Genomic DNA, 23,499 nt, shown 5'->3' on the forward strand with positions numbered 1-23,499 from the left:
GCTTTTTGTTTAAACTTAGCGTATGTTATTTATTCACGCTCACGTTATAAAATACAGGGCCTAAATTAAAATCATAGCCTTTTACATGTGTAGACACGGCGTTAATATTTACTTTATGACCAATTAACGTAAACGGAAGCTCATCCCATACGTATTTCTGCGTAGCATCAATAGCTGGTCTCGCATCTTTTACAGAAGCAGCCGCTTTAATTTTATCTAAGTACTTTGTTGATTTCTCAACAGGAGCGCCCCCTGACGTCCAAAATCCTTGGAAAATGGTTGAACGCGCCGCCCAGTCTACCGGGTAAATATCCCATGCTTTAGGATCATTTACTTTATCTGTAAACGTTGCCCAGTCATACACTTCTAGCTTTACTTTTACACCGATTTTTTCAAGCTCTTGCTGGACGATAACAGCCGTATTGTACTGATCTTGATAATCGCGTGAAGTTAAAAGACGCAGTTCCTGCCCGCTGTATCCAGCTCTTTTCAAATAGCTTTTTGCTTTCTTTTCATCATGCTGATTGTACTCTTCTTTTCCCGCTTCACTATAATAGTTAGGAAACTTTTTATTCACAATCGATGAAGTCAGTTCATAATAATCGGAATCGCCGTATGAACTTGATAAAATATCTTTTGCATTAATCGTGGCATTTACAGCTTTTCTAGCATTTAAATCGCTAAAGAACCCTTCTTGCGTGTTATAAAATAAACCAATAAATCCTCCTGGAGCCAGCTTGTTCTTAACGTTTTGCGTACTTTCAATTTGTGCCGCATTGTCGCTTGAAACACCTAAGGCAATATCAAACTGTCCAGCTGTAATGCCTGAAATTCTAGTAGATTCATCGCTTAAAAAACTAATTTTAATTTCATCTACGTGAGGAGTCTTTTTAATTTTTCGTCCTTTTGAAGAATAATCTTTAAATCTCTCTAGCGTGATATATTGATTCTTTTTCCATTCCTTCACTTTAAATGGCCCTGTGCCAACGAACTCAGTAGCTCCTTCAGCAGGTGCTTTTTCGATAATTTCTTTTGGAAAAATAGCGGCTGCCGGAATTGGATCTGCTAGCAGTGCCAGCGTATTCACGTTCGGTGTTTTCAAATGAAGCTCAACCGTATAGTCTCCTGTTCTTTTAACTTGTGCACCAACAAAGTTTGTTTTGCCAAGTGAAGACAGCTTAATCCAGCGGTTAATCGAAGCTTCTACATCGTCCGCTGTCATTTCCTTTCCGTTATGAAACTTTACGCCTTTTCGCAGCTGAAACGTGTAGACTTTTTTATCATCGCTTATATCAATTTTTTCTGCTAAATCAGGCTCTACATTGCCTTTACTATCAAAAATAACAAGTCCTTCGTAAATATTTCGCGCCGCATCTTTAACTGAAGAATTTCCAGTAATCTGAGAATCTAAAGTTGTTGGCTCGCTTTGAAACGCAATGTTTAGCGTACCTCCGTCTTTTTGAGCGGCACTGGTGCTTTTATCGCCTGAGCTTGCTTGATTATTGCTGCACCCGGCAACAAATAAAGCAATCACAATAAATAATAACCATTTCACCTTAACCTGTTTCAACGTCATTCCCCCAATAATTAAAATCACTTTTTAAAACCCACTATTTTTGTAAGGTTAGTAGGAATATAAACCATCCTACCACCTTTCCATTTGTTTGTGAAATTAGCAAGATTAAACTGTTTCTTTGCAATTACTGATTCAATTTGTCTTGTTTCAATTCTCAATTCTTAGTATGTTTATAAGTAAAGTATTTTATCTAAAGGAGGATATTATGAACTCTGCCATCCGTCTTCATACTAAAGAACATATTGCAACGATTGAACACTACAAACAAGCTTTATCTCTTCTATCATGGGACGCAAAAACATCCGCTCCTCTTAACAGTCAAAAGCAGCATGCAACCATTCAAGGCACGCTTTCCAAAGAGCTTTATTTGCTGCAAACAGATCCAGCCTTTGCAAAAGAATTGCAGCATCTTCAAGAACAAAATCTAAGTCAACTACAGCAAAAACAAGTACAGCACTATTGGAATATCTATCAAAAACTTTCCGCTGTACCACTGGAAGACTATCATCAATTTTCTGTTTTAAAAGCTTCTACTCATGCTCTTTGGTCACAGGCTAGAGAGCAAAATAACTTTAAGCTCGTTGAAGACAACCTGCAGCAGCTGATTCATATGCATAAAAGATTTGCGGAGTACCGTAATCCTCACCTCGCTCCTTACGAACAGCTTTTAGAAGAATATGAGCCTGAAATTTCTAGTGAAACCATCGATTCGCTTTTTCAACAAATTAAAGATGCTATTCTTCCTTTGCTGACAAAAATCAAACGCTCCTCGGTTACACATGATACATCGTTTCTCCACGAATCGTTTTCGGTCGAAAATCAGCAAAAGCTCGGAAAACACCTGCTAACTGCGATTGGCTATAACTTTAAGTCGGGACAAATAGGCACCACTACCCACCCGTTTAGTGCAGGCATTCACCCTCACGACGCAAGGCTTGCAGTAAGATACGACGAACACAATGTAAAACTGGCAGCTTTTATGTTTTTACATGAAGGCGGACATTCTATTTATAATCAGCAAATTAGCTCTGAGTTGCTTGACACAGGGTTAGGCGCATACACGTCTATGGGACTGCATGAATCTCAATCTCTTTTTTGGGAACGCATCATCGGAAAACATGAAGGGTTTTGGAGAAATCACGCTCACTTATTCAAAGAGTTAGAACCTGCGATCTACGATAATATTTCATTTGAAACTCTTTACTTTGCCTTAAATGAAGTCACACCTTCTCTTATTCGTTTGCAAGCAGATGACCTTACGTATCTGCTGCATATTATCATTCGCTACGAGCTAGAAAGAGATTTATTCGCTGACAAGCTTCGCGTCTCGGATCTTCCTTCCGCATGGAATACAAAATATGAAGCGTACTTAGGAATCAAACCAGAAACGGACATTGACGGAGTATTGCAGGATGGCCACTGGTACGGAGGAGCGTTTGGCTACTTCCCTTCCTACAATCTAGGATTTATTTATGCAGCTCAGCTACAAGAAGCCCTAATCAATGACCATCCTGACTTTGATAAAATCATTTCGAGTCAAAATCTATCGCTTATAGCAGACTGGCAAAAACAGCATATTCACCAGTATGGAAAACTAAAGACGCCAAAAGAGATATTAACTGGTCTTTCTATAGATAGAATTGATGCTCAGCCGTTAATTAATTATTTGACGAAAAAGTATGAAGAGTTGTATAAACTTTAAATTTACCAATCCATTTATTTTATAAAATTTTGATAGCGTAAATACAGTAAACCCCTATAGACATGACGAAAAAAGCATCAAAGCCTTTTGTTAGAGAAACAAAAGCTTTGATGCTTTTTTAAATAAAGATTTACTTAGCGTTTGTGCTGATATAATGTTTAATTACTTCATAAACATAGTCTTGGCAAGCGGCTGCTGTATTTGGATTATATTTTCCATTGTTTACTTTGTTGTTAGATAACACTCTGATACCTAAGAATGGAACGTCATAGCTTCCTGCAATTTGTGCTGCCGCTGCGCCTTCCATTTCTTCTACAGACGTCCCATATTTAGTATGGAACCACTTAATTCGATCCACTTCGTTATTCCACGTGTCCGCTGATCCTATCGTTCCTTCAACCACTTTACCTTTTTTATATGTATCTTTTACTGCATTTGCAGCTGCAAGTAATGTTTTATCTCCTTCATAATAACGAGCTTTTTCAGCATCAGGATCTTCACCAGCGCTTCCTTCAGAAGCCATTAAATCCATCGGCTTCCACGCAGTAGGATCCATTCCTTCGCCTTCTTTTTTATCTTCTGTTTTTAAAGAGCCTATATTCGTTGTTCGCTTTCCTAATACAATATCAAACACGTTCAGGTTTTCATCATGCCCGCCCGATGTTCCTTGGTTGATAATTGCTTTAGGATGGTATTTTTCTATAGCTATCGCTGTAGCAGCTGCCGTGTTTTCCATTCCTTTTCCTGTTTTAACCACGATGACTGGATAATTATCGACAGTTCCTTTGTAAAAAACAAAATTCCCTGACTTTTCTTCTTTTACATTTTCTAATTTTTTAGCGAATTTCTGCGCTTCTATCGGCATCGGCCCTTGAACAATAATAGGCTTCTGTTTATCGCCTGCTTCTTTTTTTGAAGCTGAATTACACCCGGCAAGTACAGATAGTAATAGAATCATACTAATCCCCAATAAAGCCCCTGTTTTTAACATCTTGTTTTTCATAGATCGTTACTTTCACTCCATTTCGTTTTGCTGTTTCATACACTCGATGATTGGACAAAAGAAAAAAACCTAGAGCATGTTTCATGGTCTACGTTTTTTAGAGTCAAAGTATAAGAAATTAAGTACGGAATACAGCTTCTGTCTGGGTAAACCGAACATTTTTATACTTTAACTCGTAGTCCAGTTCTTTGAATGGGAACCAGGTAGAGACACTTAGACCATATTTCCAAGCATATACGAGCAATATTTTTCACTTTCTAAATGTATCAAATATAAAATGGTTATTCAATATAAAAAGCGAATATTTTAATATTATTTATTTTAATTGTTCGTCTTTAATCATTTCTTACTAAATGTATGACAAATCCCTATTTCAAAACAAAAAAAACGAACCACTAATCAAAGATTTTGATCAATGGTTCGTTTTTCACTTCGTCTAAAATACTTTTGTCCCAGACTCTTTTTCTACTTACTATTTACCGTTCTACCTTCATTTAACGTTTATTGGCAGCGGTGCATGAGACGCTACAAGCTGCTGTTCACGCATTTCTTCCCAGAAGGCTGCCGGAATTACCGTGTTTAATGCCGCTTTGTCTTCTGCAATACGCTCTGGACGACTGGCCCCAGGAATAACGGCAGCAACCGCTGGATTAGCCAGTGAGAACTGTACAGCAGCAGCCTTAATGCTGATCTGATGACGATCTGCAATGGCTTTGATTTTTTCTACTTTTGCCATAATGTCTGAAGACGCTTTTTGATATTCAAAGTGTGTACCTCCAGCAAGAACGCCTGAGCTGTATGGTCCGCCGACAACGATGTCCATATTATGCTTTACAGCTTCGGGCATCACTCGCTGCAGCGCACGTTCATGATCTAACAGCGTGTATCGGCCAGCGAGCAGCGATACATCAGGCTTTGCTTCTTCTAGCTCCAGCATAATTTCGATTGGTTCCACTCGGTTTACTCCAAGTCCCCATCCTTTTATAACTCCTTCTTCGCGCAAACGTGTAAGCACACGAAATGCGCCCGTTCGAGCAGATTCAAATTGTCCTACCCACTCATCTCCATAAAAATCTTGCGCAACATCATGAATATACACAAAGTCTAAGCGATCTGTTTTTAAACGTTTTAAGCTTTGCTCAATTGAACGAAGAGTTGCATCAGCGCTATAGTCATTAATAATTTTATTTTTACGGCCGAATTCAAAAAGCCCACCTTTTTCTCCCATATCACGTGAAGATGTATCTTCCAATTCATCTGAAATGACGCGACCTACCTTTGTACTTAGCACATACTCATCGCGGTTTCTTTTTGATAGTGCCTCACCAAGGCGCATTTCTGCTAAGCCAGCTCCGTAAAGAGGGGCTGCGTCAAAGTAGCGGATGCCGCTTTCCCAAGCAGCATCAACCGTTGCGATGGCCTCTTCTTCTGGAATATTGCGATACATATTGCCTAGTGGTGCTGTTCCAAAACCTAGTTTTCCTTGCAGTATCTCTCTCATATGAATAAAACCTCCTGAAATTTTTATACCTCTATTTTAGAATTTGATTCGTATAATCAATTTATTAAATGTCTTATTATTCCCTGACAAAATTTATTATGAAGCATACAAACACGAAAAAAAAGTACGCACTTTAAAGTAATATGGGAACTAAAAAGTAACCTACTAAGATGCAAATGAGCTTTTTAGACTCTTTTTTCTTTATACCCTTTCTACTTCTTACTCATGCAAACAAACATTTTGCATACAATAAGCAGAAAGCTATTTTATAAATGAGGTGAGACTCTTGAGAGATGAATACTTCAAAAAAATTGAAGATAAGCTCGATAAGCTTGATGAAATGGACGATTCCACAATGAAAGAAGAACAAAAAGATGAGTATTTTCAAAGTTTGCTAGATGATATGGATGATTTGTTAAAAGACATGCGCCAGAGAGAAAAAGACTCCGACCATCTTGTCAGTGAACATATGAAAACGGTTAATGACATATTTGATAACGCAATCAAAAACTTAAAAAAAGACCGAAATTAGCGTTACCATGCTTCTCCTTCTTTTTAATATACTGATTTTTCTGTTTTTTTAATATAAAAACATAGAATTTCATATGTAAAAATGGTATTTTCAGTATACGCAAACTGTAGGAGTGAAAAGAGGAATGAAAAACGGTCACTTTAAAGAACGAGTAAAAACGAAGGAAGAGCTTCGACGTATAGTCGGCGCGCCTAACAAATTGGCGCATCAAAAAATAATTCCTTATTTAGATCGACACTGCCGGGAATTTATTAAACATTCCCCTTTTGTCATCATCGCTACAGCTGATCATAAAGGAATTTGCGACAGCTCTCCACGAGGTGATCAGGCTGGTTTTGTACAAGTCGTCGATGAGAAAAGGCTGTTGATTCCAGAGAGGCGCGGCAATCAAAAAGTAGATTCATTGGAAAATATTTTATCTAACCCTCAAATAGGCCTGCTTTTTTTGATCCCAGGCATAGAAGAAACGCTGCGTATTAACGGCAAAGCTTGCATTGTAAAAGAAAAAGCGCTGCTTGAAACAATGGCGGTTCAAAATAAACCTCCGCTGCTCGCTATCGGCGTCGAAGTACAAGAGTGCTTTCTCCACTGCAGCAAAGCGTTCAAGCGATCAAAACTGTGGAACCCAGAATCTTGGGAAAGAGTCGAAACGCTTCCTTCTGCAGCTAAAATAGTCGCAGAACACGCAGGCTTTTCCACCCTAGAAAGCCTCAACAATCCCGAAGGAAGCAAAACTTAGCACCTCTATGAAAAAAAGCCGCTATAATGCGGCTTTTGTCATTTTACCATCAAAAAAAGTATACCTCTAGCAATGATTAGAACGGGTAACAAAGCAAGAAGCACGCCTTTTTTCGAAGATCCTATGTATTCATGATCACCATAGGCGCGGCCTGCTCTAAAATCTACTTTCACCTGAGATTCTTCTTTTTTATGTTCTTTTTTCATCCTCTTTGCCTCCTAGCGGCATTTGAGCGTCGATTTGCTTGATATGATGCTCCAAATGAGCGATATAATCTTTAGCCAACCACTGGAGCGAAACGAACTTTCCATCTCCTAGTTCGAATTGATACATATGCTTTTCTATTGGTATATGCAAAAGAACGGAAGCAATTTGCTTATTTAAACTGCTCCATAGGGCAACTACTTCTTCCATGGACGTATCTTGATAGTGCTGCAGTTCTACCCATTCATCTTGTTTGTAAGGTATCAGGGCCAAAGGTGTTTTTTCATGCTGCACGTTGATAAAGCGCTGTAAATTGTGAATGGCTGAGTCACATAAGTGCCCCACAATTTCTTTTGGTGACCATTTCTTAGGAGCAGGACGGTTTGACGCCTCTGCTTCAGAGAGTACTTCAAGCTTTTTAGGAAGCTTTATCACCCATTCATTTAACTGAACAATCGTCGTTTCCATGTTCATTTCTCCTTTAAGCACGTTTTTTCAAAAACCTTCCCCATATAATATTCATCGACTGATTTTCCGTCTACAACGAGTGAACATACTTTTTTCCCTTCTATTTCAAAACCCATCTTTTTATACAGCGAAATGGCCGGTTCATTGTGAGTCATCACCGTTAGCTCTACTCGTTTAATGCCGCTCTGCGCTGCCCATTTCTCCATTTCTTCAAACAACGCAGTGCCGATACCTCGGTTTCCATAAGAATGAAGCACGCCAACAGCTAAGTATGCGCTGTGTTTTTTTCGGTTAACGCTTCCTCCAATCACAGATAAATGCCCAACAAGCTGTCCGTCTTGTTCCGCCACTAAAATGGTCGAGTTCGGCATCTTTAAAAAAGTGGTAATCATTTTTTTCTGCTGTTCAAGCGTAGTCGCACGCTCATTTTCCTCATACAGCATATAGGCGGTTTCTTTATCAAGCTTTTTATTTAACGTTAAAAAAGCGGCTGCATCAGAAGATGAAATTTCTCGAATCACGTTTACCCCTGCTTTCGTCAATAGTAGTTAACTAGAAAAAAACGTTAAAAAGCGGATGATATCATGACACACGCGGTGAACGTTTTCCTAGAAACGCAGTGAAGATGAAGCATATACTAAAAGCGACGGCTGAGACGAAAAAGCCAAGCATCCATCCTAAAGCTCGCATAAACGTATCTTCATTGGGATACAGAGGCCTAACGCTTAGCCACTGGCTCACCATAATCAATGCCACTATCAAGTAAAAGCTGCTTCCTGTTAAAGCCATTTTAAGACGGTTTTTAAATGACCCTGTCCACGCTGTACTAAAAGCGCTCCACGTGAAAATACTTACAATCGTCGCTAAAAACATAAGAACAAGATGTAAATAAGGGATATCTGTAAACATAAGAAGATAGAGTAAAAATATCGTAGTGCCAAAATATAAAGCATTAATGCCAAACAAATAGCCTCCGCTCAGCCAGTGGTTTTGAAACCACTTTTTCTTGCTGAGACGTTCTACCACTCCGCTGGGAACCCACAGCGTACGCGAAAAAACAATCATCACCAGCACAAGTACCATGCCGGCCAAAAAGAATGTTGACACCTTTTCATCAGCCTTTCTGTCTAAAACAAATATGGTTAATTATACTATTTATCACAAAATTAAACTATTGTTTTCTTTATTAATTAAAGAGGCTGAGACATAACAAAATTACTTTAACCTAAAGATGAACAAATGAGATAAATAAGCTGGACTGCTTGTTACACCGCTGTTGATTTCCGTGCAAGACTTCGCTTTCCGCGGGCGGCCGCTGAGCCTCCTCGTTGATTCTGCATTAAGAATCTCGATTCATCATTCGGATCTTCATTCAACGAAAATACTTTTATCACAGCCTCTTTTTTACGCCTATTTACATTCTTCCTCCAGTAAACGGATTGATTTCCCCTGTTAAATCACGTCCTGCTTTCTTTTCTTCGTGTGCGATGCGCTTGCCAATCGCAATTTTATTCCAAATGATTGGCACCCATATACACGCTCCGAATAAAATCATCCAAAAAAGTTCTCCCATTTCTTCCACCCTTTCATTTTTTGCTTTTATTTTGAAGACAATAAGAAACGCGCATACGGTTTTTATTCTTGATTTGAATCACTCATGCCGTATGAAAAGAAATAAACCAGGACTGATAAAGCCATTCCGTAAGCGGTCCAAGCTGCTAGTAAAATGACGTACTGATGATTGATAAAAAACACTCCGCTTGAAATCAGCAGCAGTATAAAACTAATCCATTTTATTTTTTTCATTACTCTATCCCCTTTACTTAACCTTTTACAGTAAGTTTCTTATTGTCTACTTGTTATTACGGACAAAATGTATAAAAGTTCCATTTTTTTAAAATAACCGAAAAAGAATTTGATAAAACGTTCAACTATCGATTATCATATACCTTAAAGTAAGCTTTACGATTCATAAGTGGGAGTGAACAATCTTGTCTTATAGCATGAAAGAAATGAATGAAAAAACCGGGCTTTCCGCACCGACTTTGCGCTATTATGAAAAAGAAGGAATCCTTCCTTTTGTAGAACGTGATGAAAATGGAAAGCGCCTCTATAACGATACGAATATTGAGTGGATCCGTTTTATCTTAGCTCTGCGCTCAACTGGCATGCCGCTTGCAGAAATAAAGCGCTATGTAGAGCTCTATAAACAAGGGGAAAGCACGATTAAAGAACGAAAAAACATGATGCTTCAGCACAAAGAAGCGGTAGAAGAAGAAATGGCCAAAACTTTTAAATACCTCGAGCAAATTAACTACAAGTTGGCTTTGTACGACTCACTAGAAGCAAGGTTAGAGCAAAAAGAAATTAAAATATAAACACAAAAGTCCGCAGGTGCACCTGCGGACTTTTTATTAATACAGTGAATTTACGGTGTTTAGCAGTTCTTCTGACCATGTCCAATCGCTGATTTCAACTGCATCTGTTACGTGGTGCAATTTACTAGCTCCGATAATGCTTGATGTCACAGCGGGCTGATTTAGCACCCATGAAAGAGCAAACTGAGACAAGCTTACTTCATGTTGTTCTGCTAACTTGCGATACTGCTCCACCAGCTGAAAGTTTCGGTCAGTAAAGTAGTTTCGCAGTAGCTTTTCACCATGTGCAGCACGGCTTTCTGGCGGCACGTCATTTGGTGTTTTATATTTGCCTGAAAGCATGCCGCGCGCTAACGGACTGTATACCATAACGCCTACACCTTCGGATTGACTAAACGGCAGCAGCTCTTGTTCAATTTCACGAGAGAGAAGATTGTACTGAGGCTGAACGGAAATAAATTTTTCAAGATTCATGTTGTCACTAATATGATGAGACTTTGCGATTTGCCACGCGGCATAATTGGAGCAGCCAATATAACGAACTTTGCCTTGACGAACTAAATCATCTAGCGTGCGAAGCGTTTCTTCCATAGGTGTATGGTGATCAAAAAGATGAACTTGATAAAGATCGATGTAGTCCGTCTGCAGTCGTCGAAGCTGATTATCAACTTCTCTCATAATATGTGTGCGTGAAAGACCTTTATCATTTTTGCCTTTTCCTACGGCAATGCCGACTTTTGTTGCAAGCACAACATCATCTCGTTTTCCTTTTAACGCGCGTCCAATAATTTCTTCAGATTCCCCTGTGCCATATCTAAACTCTTCATCCTGCCCTTTTCCGTAATAGTTGGCTGTGTCAATGAAGTTAATTCCGTTTTCAATGGCGCTATGTAAAATAGCTGCCGACGCTTTTTCGTCAATCCACCGTCCAAACGCCATGGTACCTAGACATAAATTTGATACTTCCAGACCTGTTGTTCCAAGCTTTCGATATTCCATCGATACCCTCTCCTTTTTATTTCTGTTTATAGTCACTATTATCATACGCCTTAATGTGCACTTTAAGACAAGCCTTGAGCGTGCGTGCATATACAAAAAACTGTTAGGAACAGGCAGTGCTTCTAGCAGTTTTTTGGTTCATTTCCCGCTTATTTTTTTACAATTCGCTTCTTCATTATACATAATATGGTAAGATAAATCATAGCTTACCCATTATCGAAACTACATTAAGCTGCCGCTGTTAAAATAACGGCGATTCCATTAAAACAAGCATGAATGATCATACTCGGAAGCAACGACTTTGTTTTTTCGTACACCCATGCAAACACGAGACCTGATAAAAAGTTAACAGGCAAGGTATTGTACGTTGGAATATGCACCACCATAAAGATAAACGAACTTCCCGCCAATCCAAATACAATCCCTCCTTTACGTTTCAGCCACGTATAAAAAAAACCTCGGTAAATAATCTCTTCATAAAAAGGTGAGATCACAGCGGCTGAAACAAAAGCAAGTATAAATGAAAACAGCGACAGGTCATGCTGTAAACTGGCTGTTTTTTTATTTTCATACGTCATACCAAACCATTCCATGAGTACAACAATTGCCACACTTCCTAAGATCAGCACAAAAAGCCAAAAAAGAATGAGCGGCCAGTGACGTTTTGAAAACGATTGAAAACCAATTTTTTTATCACCAGCCTGCACCATCAGCCAATACAGAGCTGATAAAAACACAGTTGCCATAACAAATCCAGTAGCTGTTCCAGCATAGAGCTCACTTTTAAATAACGACTGGAAAACGTGCTGCAATGCTCCTTCAATGAAAACAGGAACACCAATAAACGTAACGACTAGCATAATTACAAATGATTTTATTGTCCATAATCCTTGATTTTGTTGTTTCAATTTACTTCGCCTCCCTTTTACCTATATTCAGTGTAAAAGGTGACGTAACGTTACCTGCAAGCATTTTTTTGGAGGGATTAAACATGATTTATTTTTCTACGGGGCAAGCCGCTAAAAAATTAGGACTCACGGTGCGTACGCTTCGTTACTACGATCAAATCGGATTGCTTCATCCATCGTCAAAAGCCGAAAATGGAAAACGCTCCTACTCAGAAACGGACTTAGTCACACTAGAGAAAATTACCCTGTTAAAAAACTTAGCCGTTCCTTTGCGAGATATTGAACTTATTCTTCATCAAGTAAGTATTGATGAACTTTTAGCGATTCATCAGCAAAAACTTCAGCAAAAAGCTTCAGAAATTCAGCGAGCTTTAGAACACACCCACACTCTTCGCAACAGTATAAAAATAGAAGGTGAACTAAACTGGAAGCAGCTCCTTCCTTTAGTTCACAATCAGCCTACTACACAAAGCAGCTGGACTGATCTGCTTTCAATAGAAGAAAGTGAGATTCTGCAGCGTGATATGCCTAAACTGGAGAATGAGAGTGCTGATAAATGGATCAGCATCATTAAACGAATTCAGCTGTGTTTAAAGCATCAGCGTTCACCACAGTCTGAAGATGGCCAGCTGATTGCGGCGGATATACTGCTTTTATCAAGTGAGCTATTTGGCCCTCATACCGATTTAGAGAAAGCCTTTTGGGATATTCGCAAATCTCCTGAGGCATCCAGTTCACTTAATCTCTATCCTATTGACAGCGAAGTCCTTCAATTTATTGAAGATGCGATTATTTTTTACGAACAACACATAAAGGAATGAAAGTATTGAAAAAAGAAAAGCTGTTTGCTAATTCTTCTTATAAAAAATTATTTATTTCAAGTACTGCGGCAAGCTTCGGAGATTTATTTGATATGTTTGCGGTGATGACGCTTTTTACATACGTGTGGCACGCAAATTCCCTTTGGATTACGCTTATTCCTGTCGCGTACGCTTTGCCTAGCATCCTGCTAAGTCAAGCAGCTGGAAATTTAGCAGACCGCTACAATAAAGTACAGCTGATGTTTCTGTCTGAACTAGTCCGTCTTCTGTTCACATGTCTGTTATTTTTCACAAATGAACCGCTTTTGGCACTAGGGGTGCTGACGCTGCGCTCTATGAGTTCTGTTATGAAAGTGCCCGCACAGCTCGCTTACGTTCGAGAAGTGGTCAAAGAAGACCAGCTGCTGCAGGCCTCTACTTTACAAAACATTATGTTTCAAATTGCCAAAGTTGTGGGACCGTTTCTCGGAGCCGCCGCGCTGACGTTTACAACACCTAAAGCATGTATTTTAGTTAACGCCGCAGCTTGTATGATTTCTATCGGCGTGCTGTTTTCACTTAAAAAAGCAGGTAAAAATATTCAAGGGCAAGCTGCTCGTTCTTCCCATCAACCGAAAGAAACGTACTCAAACGGCTGGAAACTCGTTTTTCAGCACCCGATTCTTTTACGTGTCGTTGTTTTGTTTCACGTTTCATACTTTGTCGTCATGCTTGTTGATGCTCAAATTAGCATCTTTCTTCGAGATGTGCTCCCTCATAACCCGGAAATGCTCGGCTGGCTGCTTTCTGGAATCGGGCTGGGAGCGCTAGCAACAGGAGTGTATCTTAATCGAAAAAAACAGGTTCACCATCCATTTAGACTTTTATCACTTGGACTGCTTCTATTTGGAGGTTCTTTATTTTTTATTAGCTGCTTTAACCCAGCCGTTATGTCGCGCTATTTTATTTTGATTGCTGCACCTATCGGTGGCGCCGGAGTTGGACTTAATTTGCTGCTGTTTAACTATATCGTTCAAAAGTACAGTGACAAAGAGCACCTAGGGAAAGTGTACGGATTCATTAACACCTTAACGAGCGCCGTTTTACTTACTGCTCCTGTTCTTGGAGGCATGGTCGTAAAGCTTGCAGGTGCTCAGACGACTTTTTTAACGGCGGCAATCATCGTAGTAGTCGTTGGATTTGTGAGTATGGTGATGCCGCTGCGTGATAAACCGGAAAGAAACGTTCAGATTGACGCATAAAAAATATCTTTCCTTATTCCCCTGCAGCTGGCTGGATTTTAGGGACACTGCTTTTGCTAGGAAACTCTTTTTATACGAGAAGATACTTACATAGAAGAACAGCCAAAAAGTAAATATCAGTCTGGAGCCGTATATACAAACCTTCATTCGGTTATGGTAAAATAGATAAGCAAAAACTGGATGTAAGGAGATTTTTAGTTTGAAAACGGGATTAATATCTGGCATTATATCTTTAATCATTGTGATTATCATTTCTATTACAGCAGGCAACTGGCAGTATATTTACTATATTTCAGGCCCTCTTGGCATATTACTTACGGCAATTGCACTCGTAACCTTACTGGATACATTTCGATTTGAAACAAGAGGACCTTACTTTACCCCGGTCCGGCAGCGAGAGGATACAGAATGGATGAAACGTTTTATTATTGCAGCTGTTCCTCATTTAGTTGCTTCTTGTATTTGTATTTTATTTTTATAGAGCTCAAAAAAAGGTTAAAACATAACGAAATGAAGCTAACCTAAAGACGAATAAATGAGATACATGAGCTGAACCGCTTGTTACACCGCAGTTGATTTCCGTGCAAGGCTTCGCTTTCCGCGGGCGGCTGCTGAGCCTCCTCGTCGCTTGGCTCCTGCGGGGTCTCACCTCTTCCGCTTGTCCCGCAGGAGTCTTCGCCTTGCCCTCCAATCAACTGCTAGAAGGAACGAAACAGATAAAACTATATTCACCATCGTAAAAAAAACGAACCACTAATCAAACATGTTAATTAGTGGTTCGTTTTTCACTTGCGCTAAAGTACTTTTGTCACAGCTTCTTTTCTCATTTACGAAATGCCGCGCGACATACCGTAATAATCAATACGGTAGTCCACAGATCCCTCTGCAAATACATTTACAGCTGATTTAGAATCTTTTTTCGGGAATACGCGGGAAGTGAAGACAATTTTACCGCCGTTTATATAAATTTCGACAATGCTTTTGTCGACAAATACGCGAACATCGACTTCATTTGACGCCGTCCATTTTTCAGAGCGAACGACACCGTATTCCGTTGCATATTGATGGTGGAATGAAGAGCGGTCAAGTCTCACTTCTTGCTTTTCTGTATCAAACACAAGGCGAAGCTCTTCTTCTTTACTATTAAACAGCTCTAAACCAAACTGTTTGGCCCCTATCTCGCGGAACGTCATATTGATTTCATAGGCATTGTTTGTTGCTTCATCAATAATCACTTCTTCATTTTTTAGCGTGCCTCTAAAATGAACCGCTTGATCTCGAAGCTTATTTAACTCTTCTACAGGCTTTTGAACAAGTTCATTTCCTTCAAGGGAAAGCTCACGAGGAAGCGTTAATGCATGGGCCCATCCGTATTCGTCTGATGGATAGTCAACGTCCGGGTTTCCAATCCATGCAAATAGCAAGCGACGTCCGCTTTCATCTTGAAACGTTTGCGGTGCATAAAAGTCAAATCCTTTATCAATTTCACGGTAATACTCCATTTCAAACGTTAAACTTTCCACATCAAAGGTTCCCACCGCGTAAATCACATTATAAATATTATGAAAATCGTGGCTGTCCGCTTTGATTCCCTGCGGTGAAAAGACAAACACATCTTTTCCGTCCAGTTTAAAGTAATCCGGGCACTCCCACATATAGCCAAAGTCAGGAAGCGATGTTTGAACTTCGCCTTTAAATGACCACTGAAGCGCATCGCTTGATTCATACACAATTAATGCGCCCGTTTCGTTTTCACGCTGAGCGCCCAGCAGCATATAATATGTATCATTTTCTTTCCATACTTTCGGATCGCGCACATGTCCTGTATACCCATCAGGAACGCCTCGTACCGCTGGATTGTGCGTGTATTTTTCTACACTTCCATCCCTTTTTAGCATCGCGATACATTGATTAGCTGAGCGTGAGCCGTCTTCGTATTTTACATTCCCTGTATAAAACAGCAGCCCTTGACCATCTTTTTTGATAGCGCCGCCTGAGTATGCGCCGTGCGATTCATATTCTTCCGTTGGTGTTAGGGCAACCGGAAGGCGTTCCCACGTTACTAAATCCGTAGATTTCACATGAGCCCAGTGCTTCATTCCATGCATCGCACCGTACGGATACCACTGATAAAACACGTGATATTCACCGTTTAATTGAATCAATCCGTTTGGATCATTCATCAGCCCGTACTGTGGATGAATATGATAAATCGGCTGCCAGCTGTCTTTGATTGCTTTGTCTTTTAATGCTTCTAACTCTCCAGATTTTGCTTCTAAAATCGTTCTGTACTTCGATTCAGCCATTTCTTCAATCCCTCCAGCATCTAAAAAAAGAGAACGTATTCTCCTTGCACTCTATGATATAAAATTTCAAGTGAAAATGCTACCAAAGAACGAATGTTGTCGTTTTCTTGTGTCGGATTTTATAGATAAGTTTTTTTCTGTTTTTATAGCAGAAAAGAAGGTTTTTCTGTCAGGTGGTTGAATACTATATACAATCAAATTTCACCAGCCTGTACGAGCGTCCGACGGCACTTGCAGATTTTTTTAGCGAATCATTTGCGTTTTGCAGGAAGTATTCAACAAAATGGTAAACCCTTCATATTACATATTATAAAAGGAGGAAATGTCATGACAAAAGAAAACGTAAAAGAAACAGTGGGTAAAGAAACAAAAGGTGGAAGCAAAGAGTTATTAGTCGGCACTTTAGTAGGCAGCGTAGTGGGTGTAACAACAGCTTTACTAGTAGCGCCAAAGTCAGGAAAAGAGCTGCGTGCTTCTATTCAAGACGGAGCGAATCAAGCACTTGCTAAAACAGGTCAAGTGAAAGAAACGGTATATGCAAAAGGCCAAGATTTCAAACAGCGCACGGCTCGTCTTTCACAAAAAGTCTCCGAACAATCTTCGCAAGTTGTCAACAAAGTGAAATCTCTACGCACTGCTAAAGAACAGCCGCTTGCAGAAACGGCTGCAGCAGAAGAGCTTGAAACGACAGAAATCGTTCAAGATCCTGTTCTTGAAGCTGAAGCGGTGCAAGAAGAATTAAATACAATTACGCAAGAAGTAAGTGACTTAGAACAATCTGTCGATGAAACAAGACGTTAATAACGAGCTGTAGAGATATCTCTACAGCTTTTATGTATATTCGCTATCCTTCCTTCCACCCTTCAAAAAAATAGCCTCCATACGGACACGGCTCTGATTCCGGCAGTTCTTCATAACGCTGTCCGCTGTAATACTTCGCCAGCACAATCTTAGGCTTAAAAGCCGCTACCCCTTCACTGTCTTCTTGCTCCGCTCCGCGTTCTCTCATCAAATAAAAAATATCCATTCCCGCAAACTCTCCGTACCCTTGATAGCACGACTCATAATAAACTTTACCAGGTGTCACCAAATAACACTCCCGCTGCCACGACGGCTGCTTACTGTAGACACTCGCAATACTTATTCCACTCACTGCACACTTCCAGCTGCAAATTCCAACCATATAACGCCTCCAACGACTTAATAGTCTATTCATCTACAACTTTTGATGAAATCAAACGTCCTGAGAAATGTACAGCATTTTATCGTCGACCAAAAATCTACGCTACCAGATTCCCTGACCCCTTGAATTCCCCCAAAAAGGTCCACCTATGCGGAAGTTGGCAGGCCGCAAGGGAGGACAACTTCCGCTTAGGTCTAGCTCTGTCTCCTTGGCTGCTCTTTAGCCACGGAGACAGAGCTACATCGATAAAAATAAAAAAGGTCTGATAAATCGACCATTTCTGGTGATTATCAGACCTCAAGTTTTTCTGCATTTGAGCGGCTTATTTGCTGTTCAAGCGATTTAGCCAGCAGGACAATTTCATGATCTACATATTTTGTTTTGATTTCTTCAATTTCCATTAATGTTTTAGAAAAGCTTTCTGCATTATTTCCCTGTCTGTGCTGCACATCTTTAAAGAAATCAAGCAGTGCCTCGTTAGACTGCGTTGGACGGCTAAAATCAATCGTGTACATTTTGTACCCCAGTGTTAAATTTGTTGTAGTTGTCATAATTATTTCCCCCATTCTTCCTATAGTGATATATCTTCTACTCTTTACCCTTTAATTCCTTCTTTTTAACCTAAATTAATTATTTTTTTCAAAAAAACTTCCCATTATAAGAAAAAACACCCTTATAACAAGGATGTTAGAGTATTCTTCCCTTCGGTACAATTCCAGATGCAAAGTCATCTTTGAACTTAAAGCTAGCAGAATTGTTTTCCTCTAGAAAATGTATTTCCCATTTAAAGACGGGATATTCAGGCTTGTACATTTCGACTTTCTGATTAGGATTTTCTTCTAATCTTGCAATTACTCGTTTGAATCCTTCATATGCAATCCACCAGTCGCTTCCGGTTTCATCGGTAATAAAACAAATAGAACCGTCAATTAAATGAAGGTTTTGCTTGATATCATCAGCATTGGTAAAATACGCATTTCCAAACGTTTGAAGACAACGATCGCAATAACCTGCTTTGCCTCCATCTTTATAAATCCAGTGTGCGATTGGCTCACTGCAGTCTTTACACGTATTCGTCACTTCTTGAAGAAATGTCTTGCCGCTCCACTGTTCTTTTTCATTTTCAAACACGGTCCATACTAAATAATCCTCCGTTTGCTCTGAAATAAAAAGGCGAAACGGCTCGTCTCGATGCCAAAAATGAATATTCTGTTCGTCTGATTCTTCAAAGTCTATGACAAAATTATCTCGTTCTAATATATGTCGAATAACATTGGTTAAAAAGGTAACATCCATACAAGGACCTCCCGTACTAAGCATAGCTTCTAGTAATATAGCGTTTATGAGTTAAAACATATCACGCGCGCTGAAATAACGTCAATGATTACCTCTTGCTTCCTCCGAAAACTGGAAAAGAAATGGTCAAACGCGCTATAATGGTAGTCATGTTAAAACGGAAAGGAGATTTTATGAAGTTTACCGTTCAATCAGCTGCACTTTTTCTTCTCTTTTTTATTTGTTTAAGCGGCTGTTCGGATAACGCCGAGCAGTCAAAAAAGCCAGCCGGCTATTTAGTTCAAGGGCGCATTTTACAAGTGAAACAGAATGAAATTCTTATTGCAAACGTCATTCCGCGAGATACCGCGCTTGACTATACAACAAAAGAAATACTTGGTTCAAGCGATGTACAGCCTATCTATGTAAAAGTTGCGGATGATCAAACATACAAAAAAGGACAGCTCGTTAAAGCATGGCTCAAAAAAGACAAAAGCGTTCAGTATTCTGTTCCCGCAAAAGGCGAGGCTGTGGAAGTCAACATTTTAAAACAGCCGTAGAAAAGCTCCTGTTACAGGAGCTTCCTTCGCGTCAGCGGACGTTCGGTCCGATTCATTTTATGCTGTTCAAAATCCCACTTTTCTAAAAAGCGCTTGGCTGATATATAACCAGATTCATATAAAAACTCGATTTCTTCTTCCTTTAAGGCAAAATCCGTTGCCGTAATCACACCCGTTGGAATTTGTACGGTTCGTTCTTTTGTCTCCGCGTTCAAATACCGCAAATCGTGAGCTTGCAGCATCGTTGTAAACATGCTTTTAAATAAATGGACAGGTGTTGGAATAATAGCAGCTGTATCAATTTCTTCTTTTACAAATCGAAAACCAAACGTCGGGAAACGCGGATGCTCCGTATCAAACAGCCAAATCGGAAAATTGCTTAAAAGCGCTCCATCGACAATGTATGACCTCTTGAACCCTTTGGATTTCCAAATGACGGGACGAAAGAAAAAAGGAATGGACGCACTCATCATCACGGCTTGTGAAATCTTCATATCGCTTGGCTGCATTCCGTATCGGGGCAAATCGTCAGGGAGCACAAGCATCTGTCCGTTCGAAATATCTGAGGCAATAATTTTCAGCTTATCTGCAGGCAAATCTGCAAACGTTTCGATTCCTTTTTCACGCAGCAGACCGTACACCCATTTTTCCAAATAATCATTTTTATAAAAACCTAAATGAACCATCAGTTCAATCAAGTTGCCAATGAGAGGAATTCGGTTAATGATCGTTTTCCCGCGAAACTTAGCATAGTCCATGTTTTGAAGCTCCTTGCGAATTTCCCCGCTTTTATAGCCGCTCGCCAAAAGTGCCGCAATCAACGCTCCGGCTGACGTACCTGCTAGACGCTGCCATTCTACATTGCTTTCTTCCATTGCTTCAATCGCACCCGTGAATGCAATCCCTCGAACGCCTCCCCCTTCAAACACAGCATCTGCTTTCACATTTTTCCCCTCCCTTGCAACTCTCTAGTTTTTATATACCCTTTTTATATTCAGGTTTTCGCTACTCCATACCTTTTATTTTTTCAACAAAAAAGACTGTTTCTTTGATCGAAACAGTCTTTTCTTTACAGTCGCTTTATTACCATTCGATAGTAATTCATTGTCAGCCAGTAGAAAATGAAATAAATAACCCCGTATACTGCATCCGCTATTAAAACAGGAACGATCAGACTTTCACCGGTTAGATTCGTAATGACCTTCAGCGCAAATAGACTGTGCAAGATGCCAATTACTAAAGGCAAACCAAACGTAAACAGCTGCTGCTTTCGAACGGCGCTCATCATTTGAGACACTGAAAACCCAAGCTTGCGCAGTACTTCAAATCTTTTGCGCTCTTGTTCGGCTTCGGAGATTTGCTTAAAATAAATAATACTGCCCGTTGCCATCAAAAAGACGAGCCCTAAAAATCCTCCAATAAAAATAAACAATCCTTTACTCATTAAGCCTGCCTGAAACACATCATAGTATGAAGTACGGCTTTCTCCAGCTTCTTTTGCGATTTGATGATAGTTCTTAGTAAGTTCATTTTGTTTGTTTCCATCATCGGTATTAAATACGTACACCGCTTGCTTTTTTCCAGCCTTTGAAAGTTTGATAAACGTGTCGTGATTGACTACAAACTGATAGCCGGCACTGTCAGAATCAAGAATGAGCAAAGGCTCGGATTTAACGACTTTTAAAGCAAGCTGTTCTGATTCCTTCAGCTGCACAGCTGCGGTTTTACCTGTACTAGGCTTAAACACTTTTCCTTTTGCCATTGAATCAAAAATAACGGTTTCGTTTGCGCTTAGCGCAGGAACGGAAACGCCATTTTTCCGCACTTCTTCTTCATCTAAAAAGCTGATTTGTTCCCTATCTTTATAGTAGCCCGATGTAATAAATCGAAAATCCGATAAATCAGCGGAATGCTTCACGATATGATAGACATACTGATTTGATTGGATATCTAACTCACGCAGTACATCCATAAAGCCTTGCGCTGCGTTTTTACTGTGCAGCGTATAGTCATAAGGCTGCATGCTTCTGGCATCGGCTTTTGTGTTATAGTACGAGGAATACGTCACACCAACTGCTACAAGTGTAGTAGCCGACAAAATCGTAATTAAGGTTAACACTCGTGCATTTGCTTTAATGCGATACATCATCGTAGAAACGCTTAGCATATTTGCAAACGAATAATATCGGCTTGCATGCTCTCGGTAAAGTCCCATCAGCCACTCAATTGTGGCTTTAAAAAGTAAAAATGTACCGAAAATGACCGAGAACAGTACAACGGCTACAATTAGAAAAAAATTAGGCGTCACAATGTTTCCCGATGAAAGGTAGTACCCATAGCCAACGAGTAAGATACCCAGTCCTCCCACTGCAATTGAGCGTTTCGAATTCATTTTATTTACGCGTTCACTTTTGCTTTCTGCTTGAAACAGATCTAATAGCGTATAGCGGTACATAATAAAATAGCCTTGAAACGAGATAAAAATGGTAACAATCAAAAACACTACCGCTGTTTTTAAAACCGCTTGAAGAGAAAATGTGAGCGTAATAGAAAGCGACAGTCCCATAAGCTTTAGTAAAAACAGCACAAACAGCCTTGAAAACACGGTACCTAGTAAAATACCGACCACCAAAGAAAAAATCCCCAGCAGCATATTCTCGTAGAAAATCATTTTCCCAATCGTACGTTTTTCAATACCGACTAAATGATACAGTCCGAGCTCTCTCTTACGCTGTCTGATAAAAAATGAGTTTGTGTACCAAATAAAGACAACAATAAAAGTAAGCAGAACGTAATTTGAAGCATTAAAAATGCCCTGCAGCCTCATCTCTTCTCCAATCACTTTTGAAATCGATTGGTCGTACTGAAGCGTAGCAAACACATAGTACACAACAATACTAAAAATCATTGAAAAGAAATAAAGGCTGTACCGACTAATATTTTTGCGCATATTCTTTTTAACAAGATCAAATACGGTCATAGCCTTCACCGCCTAATGCGCCTTGAATGTTCATAATTCGTTTGAAAAATTCTTGTCTCGTTTGTTCGCCTTTAAACAGCTCCGTGTAAATTTGTCCGTCTTTAATAAACAGCACGCGGCTGCAGTAGCTTGAAGCCAGCGGATCATGCGTCACCATAATAATGGTGGCACGGTCTTCTTGATTTAACTGGGACATCTTTTCAAGCAGGCTTGAAGCGGCCTTAGAATCAAGAGCTCCGGTAGGTTCATCGGCGAAAATAACGGCTGGATTCGTAATCATTGCTCTCGCTGCTGCAACGCGCTGTTTTTGTCCACCAGAAATCTCATACGGATACTTATCCGCTAGCTCATAGATGCCCAGTCGCGTTGCGGTGTCTTTAAGCTTCGCTTCCATTTCTTTCTTAGACATTTTTGTAACCGTAAGCGGCAGAAGAATATTTTCTTTTACAGTTAACGTATCCAGTAAATTATAATCTTGAAAAATAAATCCTAAATGATTGCGTCTAAAAGCAGACAGCTTCTTATCTTTCATGAGCGCCACGTTTTCTCCTTGAATCCATACCTCGCCATCTGTGGGACGGTCAATCGTTGAAAGAATGTTCATCAGCGTCGTTTTTCCCGCTCCAGATGGTCCCATAATACCGACAAACTCTCCTTCTTCGATTGTAAAATCAATTCCTTGTAGCGCTTCGTATACGTTTCCTCTTGATCCAAACGTTTTGGTTACATTTTTCCCTTCAAGGACAATGCTCATTTCCCTTCCTCCTTTCGTTCTTTTGTAGGCCACACGCTTTTCACCCGCTGCGGCAGCTCATTTTTTGTTATAATGTCATATTTCCGAACTTCGTTACCTCGAACAAAAAGGTCAATAACCGTTCCTTCTTTTAACTGTTTAATCGTCGTAAACGTTTGAAACGTTGTTTGTCCTTTTTCGTTTATTACTGAAATGGTATATTGAACTCGTCCATAGTCGTCCACTTTTTTTGCTTCTTTTGGGATGATCCCGTATTGATGCTCCGTTGCGGCGTTTTGATAAATCTTTATTCCTCCTATACATGCTCCCACAATAAAAATCAGGGCTAAAAGGCTAATCCACTTTCGCTTCATGTACGTTCCCTCCTTG

Annotated in this window: 30 protein-coding genes and 1 riboswitch; of the genes, 9 read left to right on the forward strand and 21 right to left on the reverse strand. The window is 39.8% G+C overall.

Translation table 11 applies throughout. The features are described from left to right. Nucleotides 1-25: 25 nt before the first annotated feature. Complete coding sequence (locus ACMX9J_RS10120; protein ID WP_028414963.1) at nucleotides 26-1,576, reverse strand: ABC transporter substrate-binding protein; 1,551 nt, start codon at nucleotides 1,574-1,576, stop codon at nucleotides 26-28. A gap of 205 nt (nucleotides 1,577-1,781) precedes the next feature. Between ACMX9J_RS10120 and ACMX9J_RS10125 the strand changes: the two genes are divergently transcribed. After that, nucleotides 1,782-3,278, forward strand: coding sequence for a carboxypeptidase M32 (locus ACMX9J_RS10125; protein WP_416225760.1), 1,497 nt, complete (start codon nucleotides 1,782-1,784; stop codon nucleotides 3,276-3,278). A 130-nt stretch (nucleotides 3,279-3,408) separates the two neighbouring features. On the opposite strand, the gene ACMX9J_RS10130 is transcribed toward ACMX9J_RS10125, so the two are convergent. Together ACMX9J_RS10130 and ACMX9J_RS10135 are read right to left on the reverse strand one after the other, a co-directional pair. Next, nucleotides 3,409-4,281: a 5'-methylthioadenosine/S-adenosylhomocysteine nucleosidase gene (locus tag ACMX9J_RS10130; protein WP_416225761.1), complete on the reverse strand. Its 873-nt coding sequence runs from the start codon at nucleotides 4,279-4,281 to the stop codon at nucleotides 3,409-3,411. A gap of 156 nt (nucleotides 4,282-4,437) precedes the next feature. After that, nucleotides 4,438-4,541: riboswitch (purine riboswitch) on the reverse strand. 230 nt (nucleotides 4,542-4,771) lie between these two features. After that, nucleotides 4,772-5,782 (reverse strand): aldo/keto reductase, encoded by a 1,011-nt coding sequence (locus ACMX9J_RS10135; RefSeq protein WP_416225762.1) that lies wholly within the window; start codon nucleotides 5,780-5,782, stop codon nucleotides 4,772-4,774. Nucleotides 5,783-6,059: 277 nt separating this feature from the next. Here ACMX9J_RS10135 and ACMX9J_RS10140 point away from each other — a divergent pair, with 277 nt between their 5' ends. Both ACMX9J_RS10140 and ACMX9J_RS10145 read left to right on the forward strand, forming a co-directional pair. After that, nucleotides 6,060-6,314: a hypothetical protein gene (locus tag ACMX9J_RS10140; RefSeq protein ID WP_289578271.1), complete on the forward strand. Its 255-nt coding sequence runs from the start codon at nucleotides 6,060-6,062 to the stop codon at nucleotides 6,312-6,314. Nucleotides 6,315-6,438: 124 nt separating this feature from the next. Then, a complete protein-coding gene (locus tag ACMX9J_RS10145; protein WP_416225763.1) occupies nucleotides 6,439-7,053 on the forward strand; it encodes a pyridoxamine 5'-phosphate oxidase family protein in 615 nt (204 codons plus the stop codon). 38 nt (nucleotides 7,054-7,091) lie between these two features. Here the strand turns inward: ACMX9J_RS10145 and ACMX9J_RS10150 are convergent, their stop codons facing one another. The 7 genes from ACMX9J_RS10150 to ACMX9J_RS10180 form a co-directional block, all read right to left on the reverse strand. Further along, nucleotides 7,092-7,259, reverse strand: coding sequence for a hypothetical protein (locus ACMX9J_RS10150; protein WP_249887379.1), 168 nt, complete (start codon nucleotides 7,257-7,259; stop codon nucleotides 7,092-7,094). Beyond that, nucleotides 7,243-7,725 (reverse strand): DinB family protein, encoded by a 483-nt coding sequence (locus ACMX9J_RS10155; protein WP_249887378.1) that lies wholly within the window; start codon nucleotides 7,723-7,725, stop codon nucleotides 7,243-7,245. The genes ACMX9J_RS10150 and ACMX9J_RS10155 overlap by 17 nt, the downstream gene beginning before the upstream one ends. Before the next feature lie 2 nt (nucleotides 7,726-7,727). Then, nucleotides 7,728-8,246: a GNAT family N-acetyltransferase gene (locus tag ACMX9J_RS10160; RefSeq protein WP_033579957.1), complete on the reverse strand. Its 519-nt coding sequence runs from the start codon at nucleotides 8,244-8,246 to the stop codon at nucleotides 7,728-7,730. Nucleotides 8,247-8,307: 61 nt separating this feature from the next. Continuing rightward, nucleotides 8,308-8,808, reverse strand: coding sequence for a hypothetical protein (locus tag ACMX9J_RS10165; RefSeq protein WP_416225847.1), 501 nt, complete (start codon nucleotides 8,806-8,808; stop codon nucleotides 8,308-8,310). A gap of 182 nt (nucleotides 8,809-8,990) precedes the next feature. Next, nucleotides 8,991-9,119 (reverse strand): hypothetical protein, encoded by a 129-nt coding sequence (locus ACMX9J_RS10170; RefSeq protein WP_416225849.1) that lies wholly within the window; start codon nucleotides 9,117-9,119, stop codon nucleotides 8,991-8,993. A gap of 20 nt (nucleotides 9,120-9,139) precedes the next feature. Next, nucleotides 9,140-9,298, reverse strand: coding sequence for a hypothetical protein (locus ACMX9J_RS10175; protein WP_181170510.1), 159 nt, complete (start codon nucleotides 9,296-9,298; stop codon nucleotides 9,140-9,142). Between the two features lie 62 nt (nucleotides 9,299-9,360). Continuing rightward, nucleotides 9,361-9,531: a hypothetical protein gene (locus ACMX9J_RS10180; RefSeq protein WP_416225764.1), complete on the reverse strand. Its 171-nt coding sequence runs from the start codon at nucleotides 9,529-9,531 to the stop codon at nucleotides 9,361-9,363. A 185-nt stretch (nucleotides 9,532-9,716) separates the two neighbouring features. Here ACMX9J_RS10180 and ACMX9J_RS10185 point away from each other — a divergent pair, with 185 nt between their 5' ends. Beyond that, nucleotides 9,717-10,103, forward strand: a complete 387-nt coding sequence (locus ACMX9J_RS10185; RefSeq protein WP_033579956.1) for a MerR family transcriptional regulator — start codon at nucleotides 9,717-9,719, stop codon at nucleotides 10,101-10,103. Between the two features lie 36 nt (nucleotides 10,104-10,139). Here ACMX9J_RS10185 and ACMX9J_RS10190 read toward each other — a convergent pair whose 3' ends face one another. Then, a complete protein-coding gene (locus ACMX9J_RS10190; protein ID WP_033579955.1) occupies nucleotides 10,140-11,102 on the reverse strand; it encodes an aldo/keto reductase in 963 nt (320 codons plus the stop codon). Nucleotides 11,103-11,329: 227 nt separating this feature from the next. Continuing rightward, the gene (locus tag ACMX9J_RS10195; RefSeq protein ID WP_416225765.1) at nucleotides 11,330-12,010 is read right to left on the reverse strand and encodes a lysostaphin resistance A-like protein; all 681 of its coding nucleotides are present in this window, start codon (nucleotides 12,008-12,010) and stop codon (nucleotides 11,330-11,332) included. 83 nt (nucleotides 12,011-12,093) lie between these two features. Here ACMX9J_RS10195 and ACMX9J_RS10200 point away from each other — a divergent pair, with 83 nt between their 5' ends. The 3 genes from ACMX9J_RS10200 (at nucleotide 12,094) to ACMX9J_RS10210 (ending at nucleotide 14,553) form a co-directional block, all read left to right on the forward strand. Continuing rightward, the gene (locus tag ACMX9J_RS10200; protein WP_049166009.1) at nucleotides 12,094-12,831 is read left to right on the forward strand and encodes a MerR family transcriptional regulator; all 738 of its coding nucleotides are present in this window, start codon (nucleotides 12,094-12,096) and stop codon (nucleotides 12,829-12,831) included. Further along, on the forward strand, nucleotides 12,828-14,072 hold the full coding sequence (locus tag ACMX9J_RS10205; protein WP_230683532.1) for an MFS transporter: 1,245 nt from the start codon (nucleotides 12,828-12,830) through the stop codon (nucleotides 14,070-14,072). The genes ACMX9J_RS10200 and ACMX9J_RS10205 overlap by 4 nt, the downstream gene beginning before the upstream one ends. 199 nt (nucleotides 14,073-14,271) lie before the next feature. Continuing rightward, nucleotides 14,272-14,553 carry a hypothetical protein gene (locus ACMX9J_RS10210; protein WP_028414975.1) on the forward strand — a complete coding sequence of 94 codons (282 nt, stop codon included), beginning with the start codon at nucleotides 14,272-14,274 and terminating at the stop codon, nucleotides 14,551-14,553. A gap of 40 nt (nucleotides 14,554-14,593) precedes the next feature. Here ACMX9J_RS10210 and ACMX9J_RS10215 read toward each other — a convergent pair whose 3' ends face one another. Together ACMX9J_RS10215 and ACMX9J_RS10220 are read right to left on the reverse strand one after the other, a co-directional pair. Then, on the reverse strand, nucleotides 14,594-14,767 hold the full coding sequence (locus ACMX9J_RS10215; protein ID WP_165573632.1) for a hypothetical protein: 174 nt from the start codon (nucleotides 14,765-14,767) through the stop codon (nucleotides 14,594-14,596). Between the two features lie 132 nt (nucleotides 14,768-14,899). After that, nucleotides 14,900-16,378 (reverse strand): glycoside hydrolase family 32 protein, encoded by a 1,479-nt coding sequence (locus ACMX9J_RS10220; RefSeq protein WP_154992279.1) that lies wholly within the window; start codon nucleotides 16,376-16,378, stop codon nucleotides 14,900-14,902. Nucleotides 16,379-16,705: 327 nt separating this feature from the next. On the opposite strand from ACMX9J_RS10220, the gene ACMX9J_RS10225 reads away from it, so the two are divergent. Further along, nucleotides 16,706-17,179 (forward strand): YtxH domain-containing protein, encoded by a 474-nt coding sequence (locus tag ACMX9J_RS10225; RefSeq protein ID WP_047750012.1) that lies wholly within the window; start codon nucleotides 16,706-16,708, stop codon nucleotides 17,177-17,179. A 43-nt stretch (nucleotides 17,180-17,222) separates the two neighbouring features. Here ACMX9J_RS10225 and ACMX9J_RS10230 read toward each other — a convergent pair whose 3' ends face one another. The 3 genes from ACMX9J_RS10230 to ACMX9J_RS10240 all read right to left on the reverse strand — a co-directional run bounded on the left by ACMX9J_RS10230 (nucleotide 17,223) and on the right by ACMX9J_RS10240 (nucleotide 18,857). Then, nucleotides 17,223-17,561, reverse strand: a complete 339-nt coding sequence (locus tag ACMX9J_RS10230; RefSeq protein WP_047750011.1) for a hypothetical protein — start codon at nucleotides 17,559-17,561, stop codon at nucleotides 17,223-17,225. 290 nt (nucleotides 17,562-17,851) lie between these two features. Next, nucleotides 17,852-18,112 carry a hypothetical protein gene (locus ACMX9J_RS10235; protein ID WP_016765166.1) on the reverse strand — a complete coding sequence of 87 codons (261 nt, stop codon included), beginning with the start codon at nucleotides 18,110-18,112 and terminating at the stop codon, nucleotides 17,852-17,854. Between the two features lie 136 nt (nucleotides 18,113-18,248). After that, nucleotides 18,249-18,857, reverse strand: a complete 609-nt coding sequence (locus tag ACMX9J_RS10240) for a hypothetical protein (RefSeq protein WP_047750010.1) — start codon at nucleotides 18,855-18,857, stop codon at nucleotides 18,249-18,251. 173 nt (nucleotides 18,858-19,030) lie between these two features. Here ACMX9J_RS10240 and ACMX9J_RS10245 point away from each other — a divergent pair, with 173 nt between their 5' ends. After that, a complete protein-coding gene (locus ACMX9J_RS10245) occupies nucleotides 19,031-19,396 on the forward strand; it encodes a DUF3221 domain-containing protein (protein WP_028414979.1) in 366 nt (121 codons plus the stop codon). A gap of 11 nt (nucleotides 19,397-19,407) precedes the next feature. On the opposite strand, the gene ACMX9J_RS10250 is transcribed toward ACMX9J_RS10245, so the two are convergent. The 4 genes from ACMX9J_RS10250 to ACMX9J_RS10265 form a co-directional block, all read right to left on the reverse strand. After that, nucleotides 19,408-20,340, reverse strand: coding sequence for a patatin-like phospholipase family protein (locus ACMX9J_RS10250; protein ID WP_028414980.1), 933 nt, complete (start codon nucleotides 20,338-20,340; stop codon nucleotides 19,408-19,410). Nucleotides 20,341-20,465: 125 nt separating this feature from the next. Next, complete coding sequence (locus tag ACMX9J_RS10255; RefSeq protein ID WP_034263844.1) at nucleotides 20,466-22,376, reverse strand: ABC transporter permease; 1,911 nt, start codon at nucleotides 22,374-22,376, stop codon at nucleotides 20,466-20,468. After that, nucleotides 22,363-23,130 (reverse strand): ATP-binding cassette domain-containing protein, encoded by a 768-nt coding sequence (locus ACMX9J_RS10260; RefSeq protein ID WP_176343519.1) that lies wholly within the window; start codon nucleotides 23,128-23,130, stop codon nucleotides 22,363-22,365. Before ACMX9J_RS10260 ends, ACMX9J_RS10255 begins: the two co-directional genes overlap by 14 nt. Beyond that, nucleotides 23,127-23,483 carry a YxeA family protein gene (locus ACMX9J_RS10265; RefSeq protein ID WP_034263848.1) on the reverse strand — a complete coding sequence of 119 codons (357 nt, stop codon included), beginning with the start codon at nucleotides 23,481-23,483 and terminating at the stop codon, nucleotides 23,127-23,129. Before ACMX9J_RS10265 ends, ACMX9J_RS10260 begins: the two co-directional genes overlap by 4 nt. Nucleotides 23,484-23,499: the final 16 nt, after the last annotated feature.

The organism is Priestia sp. RMT2NF4 (assembly GCF_047872835.1).
GTDB lineage: Bacteria > Bacillota > Bacilli > Bacillales > Bacillaceae_H > Priestia > Priestia zanthoxyli.

Bases quoted from the DNA above. Each gene is read 5' to 3' on its own strand.
- ACMX9J_RS10120 (WP_028414963.1), bottom strand. From the start codon at position 1,576: ATGACGTTGAAACAGGTTAAGGTGAAATGGTTATTATTTATTGTGATT.
- ACMX9J_RS10125 (WP_416225760.1), top strand. From the start codon at position 1,782: ATGAACTCTGCCATCCGTCTTCATACTAAAGAACATATTGCAACGATT.
- ACMX9J_RS10130 (WP_416225761.1), bottom strand. From the start codon at position 4,281: ATGAAAAACAAGATGTTAAAAACAGGGGCTTTATTGGGGATTAGTATG.
- ACMX9J_RS10135 (WP_416225762.1), bottom strand. From the start codon at position 5,782: ATGAGAGAGATACTGCAAGGAAAACTAGGTTTTGGAACAGCACCACTA.
- ACMX9J_RS10145 (WP_416225763.1), top strand. From the start codon at position 6,439: ATGAAAAACGGTCACTTTAAAGAACGAGTAAAAACGAAGGAAGAGCTT.
- ACMX9J_RS10150 (WP_249887379.1), bottom strand. From the start codon at position 7,259: ATGAAAAAAGAACATAAAAAAGAAGAATCTCAGGTGAAAGTAGATTTT.
- ACMX9J_RS10155 (WP_249887378.1), bottom strand. From the start codon at position 7,725: ATGGAAACGACGATTGTTCAGTTAAATGAATGGGTGATAAAGCTTCCT.
- ACMX9J_RS10165 (WP_416225847.1), bottom strand. From the start codon at position 8,808: ATGGTACTTGTGCTGGTGATGATTGTTTTTTCGCGTACGCTGTGGGTT.
- ACMX9J_RS10175 (WP_181170510.1), bottom strand. From the start codon at position 9,298: ATGGGAGAACTTTTTTGGATGATTTTATTCGGAGCGTGTATATGGGTG.
- ACMX9J_RS10180 (WP_416225764.1), bottom strand. From the start codon at position 9,531: ATGAAAAAAATAAAATGGATTAGTTTTATACTGCTGCTGATTTCAAGC.
- ACMX9J_RS10190 (WP_033579955.1), bottom strand. From the start codon at position 11,102: ATGGAATATCGAAAGCTTGGAACAACAGGTCTGGAAGTATCAAATTTA.
- ACMX9J_RS10200 (WP_049166009.1), top strand. From the start codon at position 12,094: ATGATTTATTTTTCTACGGGGCAAGCCGCTAAAAAATTAGGACTCACG.
- ACMX9J_RS10205 (WP_230683532.1), top strand. From the start codon at position 12,828: ATGAAAGTATTGAAAAAAGAAAAGCTGTTTGCTAATTCTTCTTATAAA.
- ACMX9J_RS10220 (WP_154992279.1), bottom strand. From the start codon at position 16,378: ATGGCTGAATCGAAGTACAGAACGATTTTAGAAGCAAAATCTGGAGAG.
- ACMX9J_RS10225 (WP_047750012.1), top strand. From the start codon at position 16,706: ATGACAAAAGAAAACGTAAAAGAAACAGTGGGTAAAGAAACAAAAGGT.
- ACMX9J_RS10230 (WP_047750011.1), bottom strand. From the start codon at position 17,561: ATGGTTGGAATTTGCAGCTGGAAGTGTGCAGTGAGTGGAATAAGTATT.
- ACMX9J_RS10235 (WP_016765166.1), bottom strand. From the start codon at position 18,112: ATGACAACTACAACAAATTTAACACTGGGGTACAAAATGTACACGATT.
- ACMX9J_RS10240 (WP_047750010.1), bottom strand. From the start codon at position 18,857: ATGGATGTTACCTTTTTAACCAATGTTATTCGACATATATTAGAACGA.
- ACMX9J_RS10245 (WP_028414979.1), top strand. From the start codon at position 19,031: ATGAAGTTTACCGTTCAATCAGCTGCACTTTTTCTTCTCTTTTTTATT.
- ACMX9J_RS10255 (WP_034263844.1), bottom strand. From the start codon at position 22,376: ATGACCGTATTTGATCTTGTTAAAAAGAATATGCGCAAAAATATTAGT.
- ACMX9J_RS10260 (WP_176343519.1), bottom strand. From the start codon at position 23,130: ATGAGCATTGTCCTTGAAGGGAAAAATGTAACCAAAACGTTTGGATCA.
- ACMX9J_RS10265 (WP_034263848.1), bottom strand. From the start codon at position 23,483: ATGAAGCGAAAGTGGATTAGCCTTTTAGCCCTGATTTTTATTGTGGGA.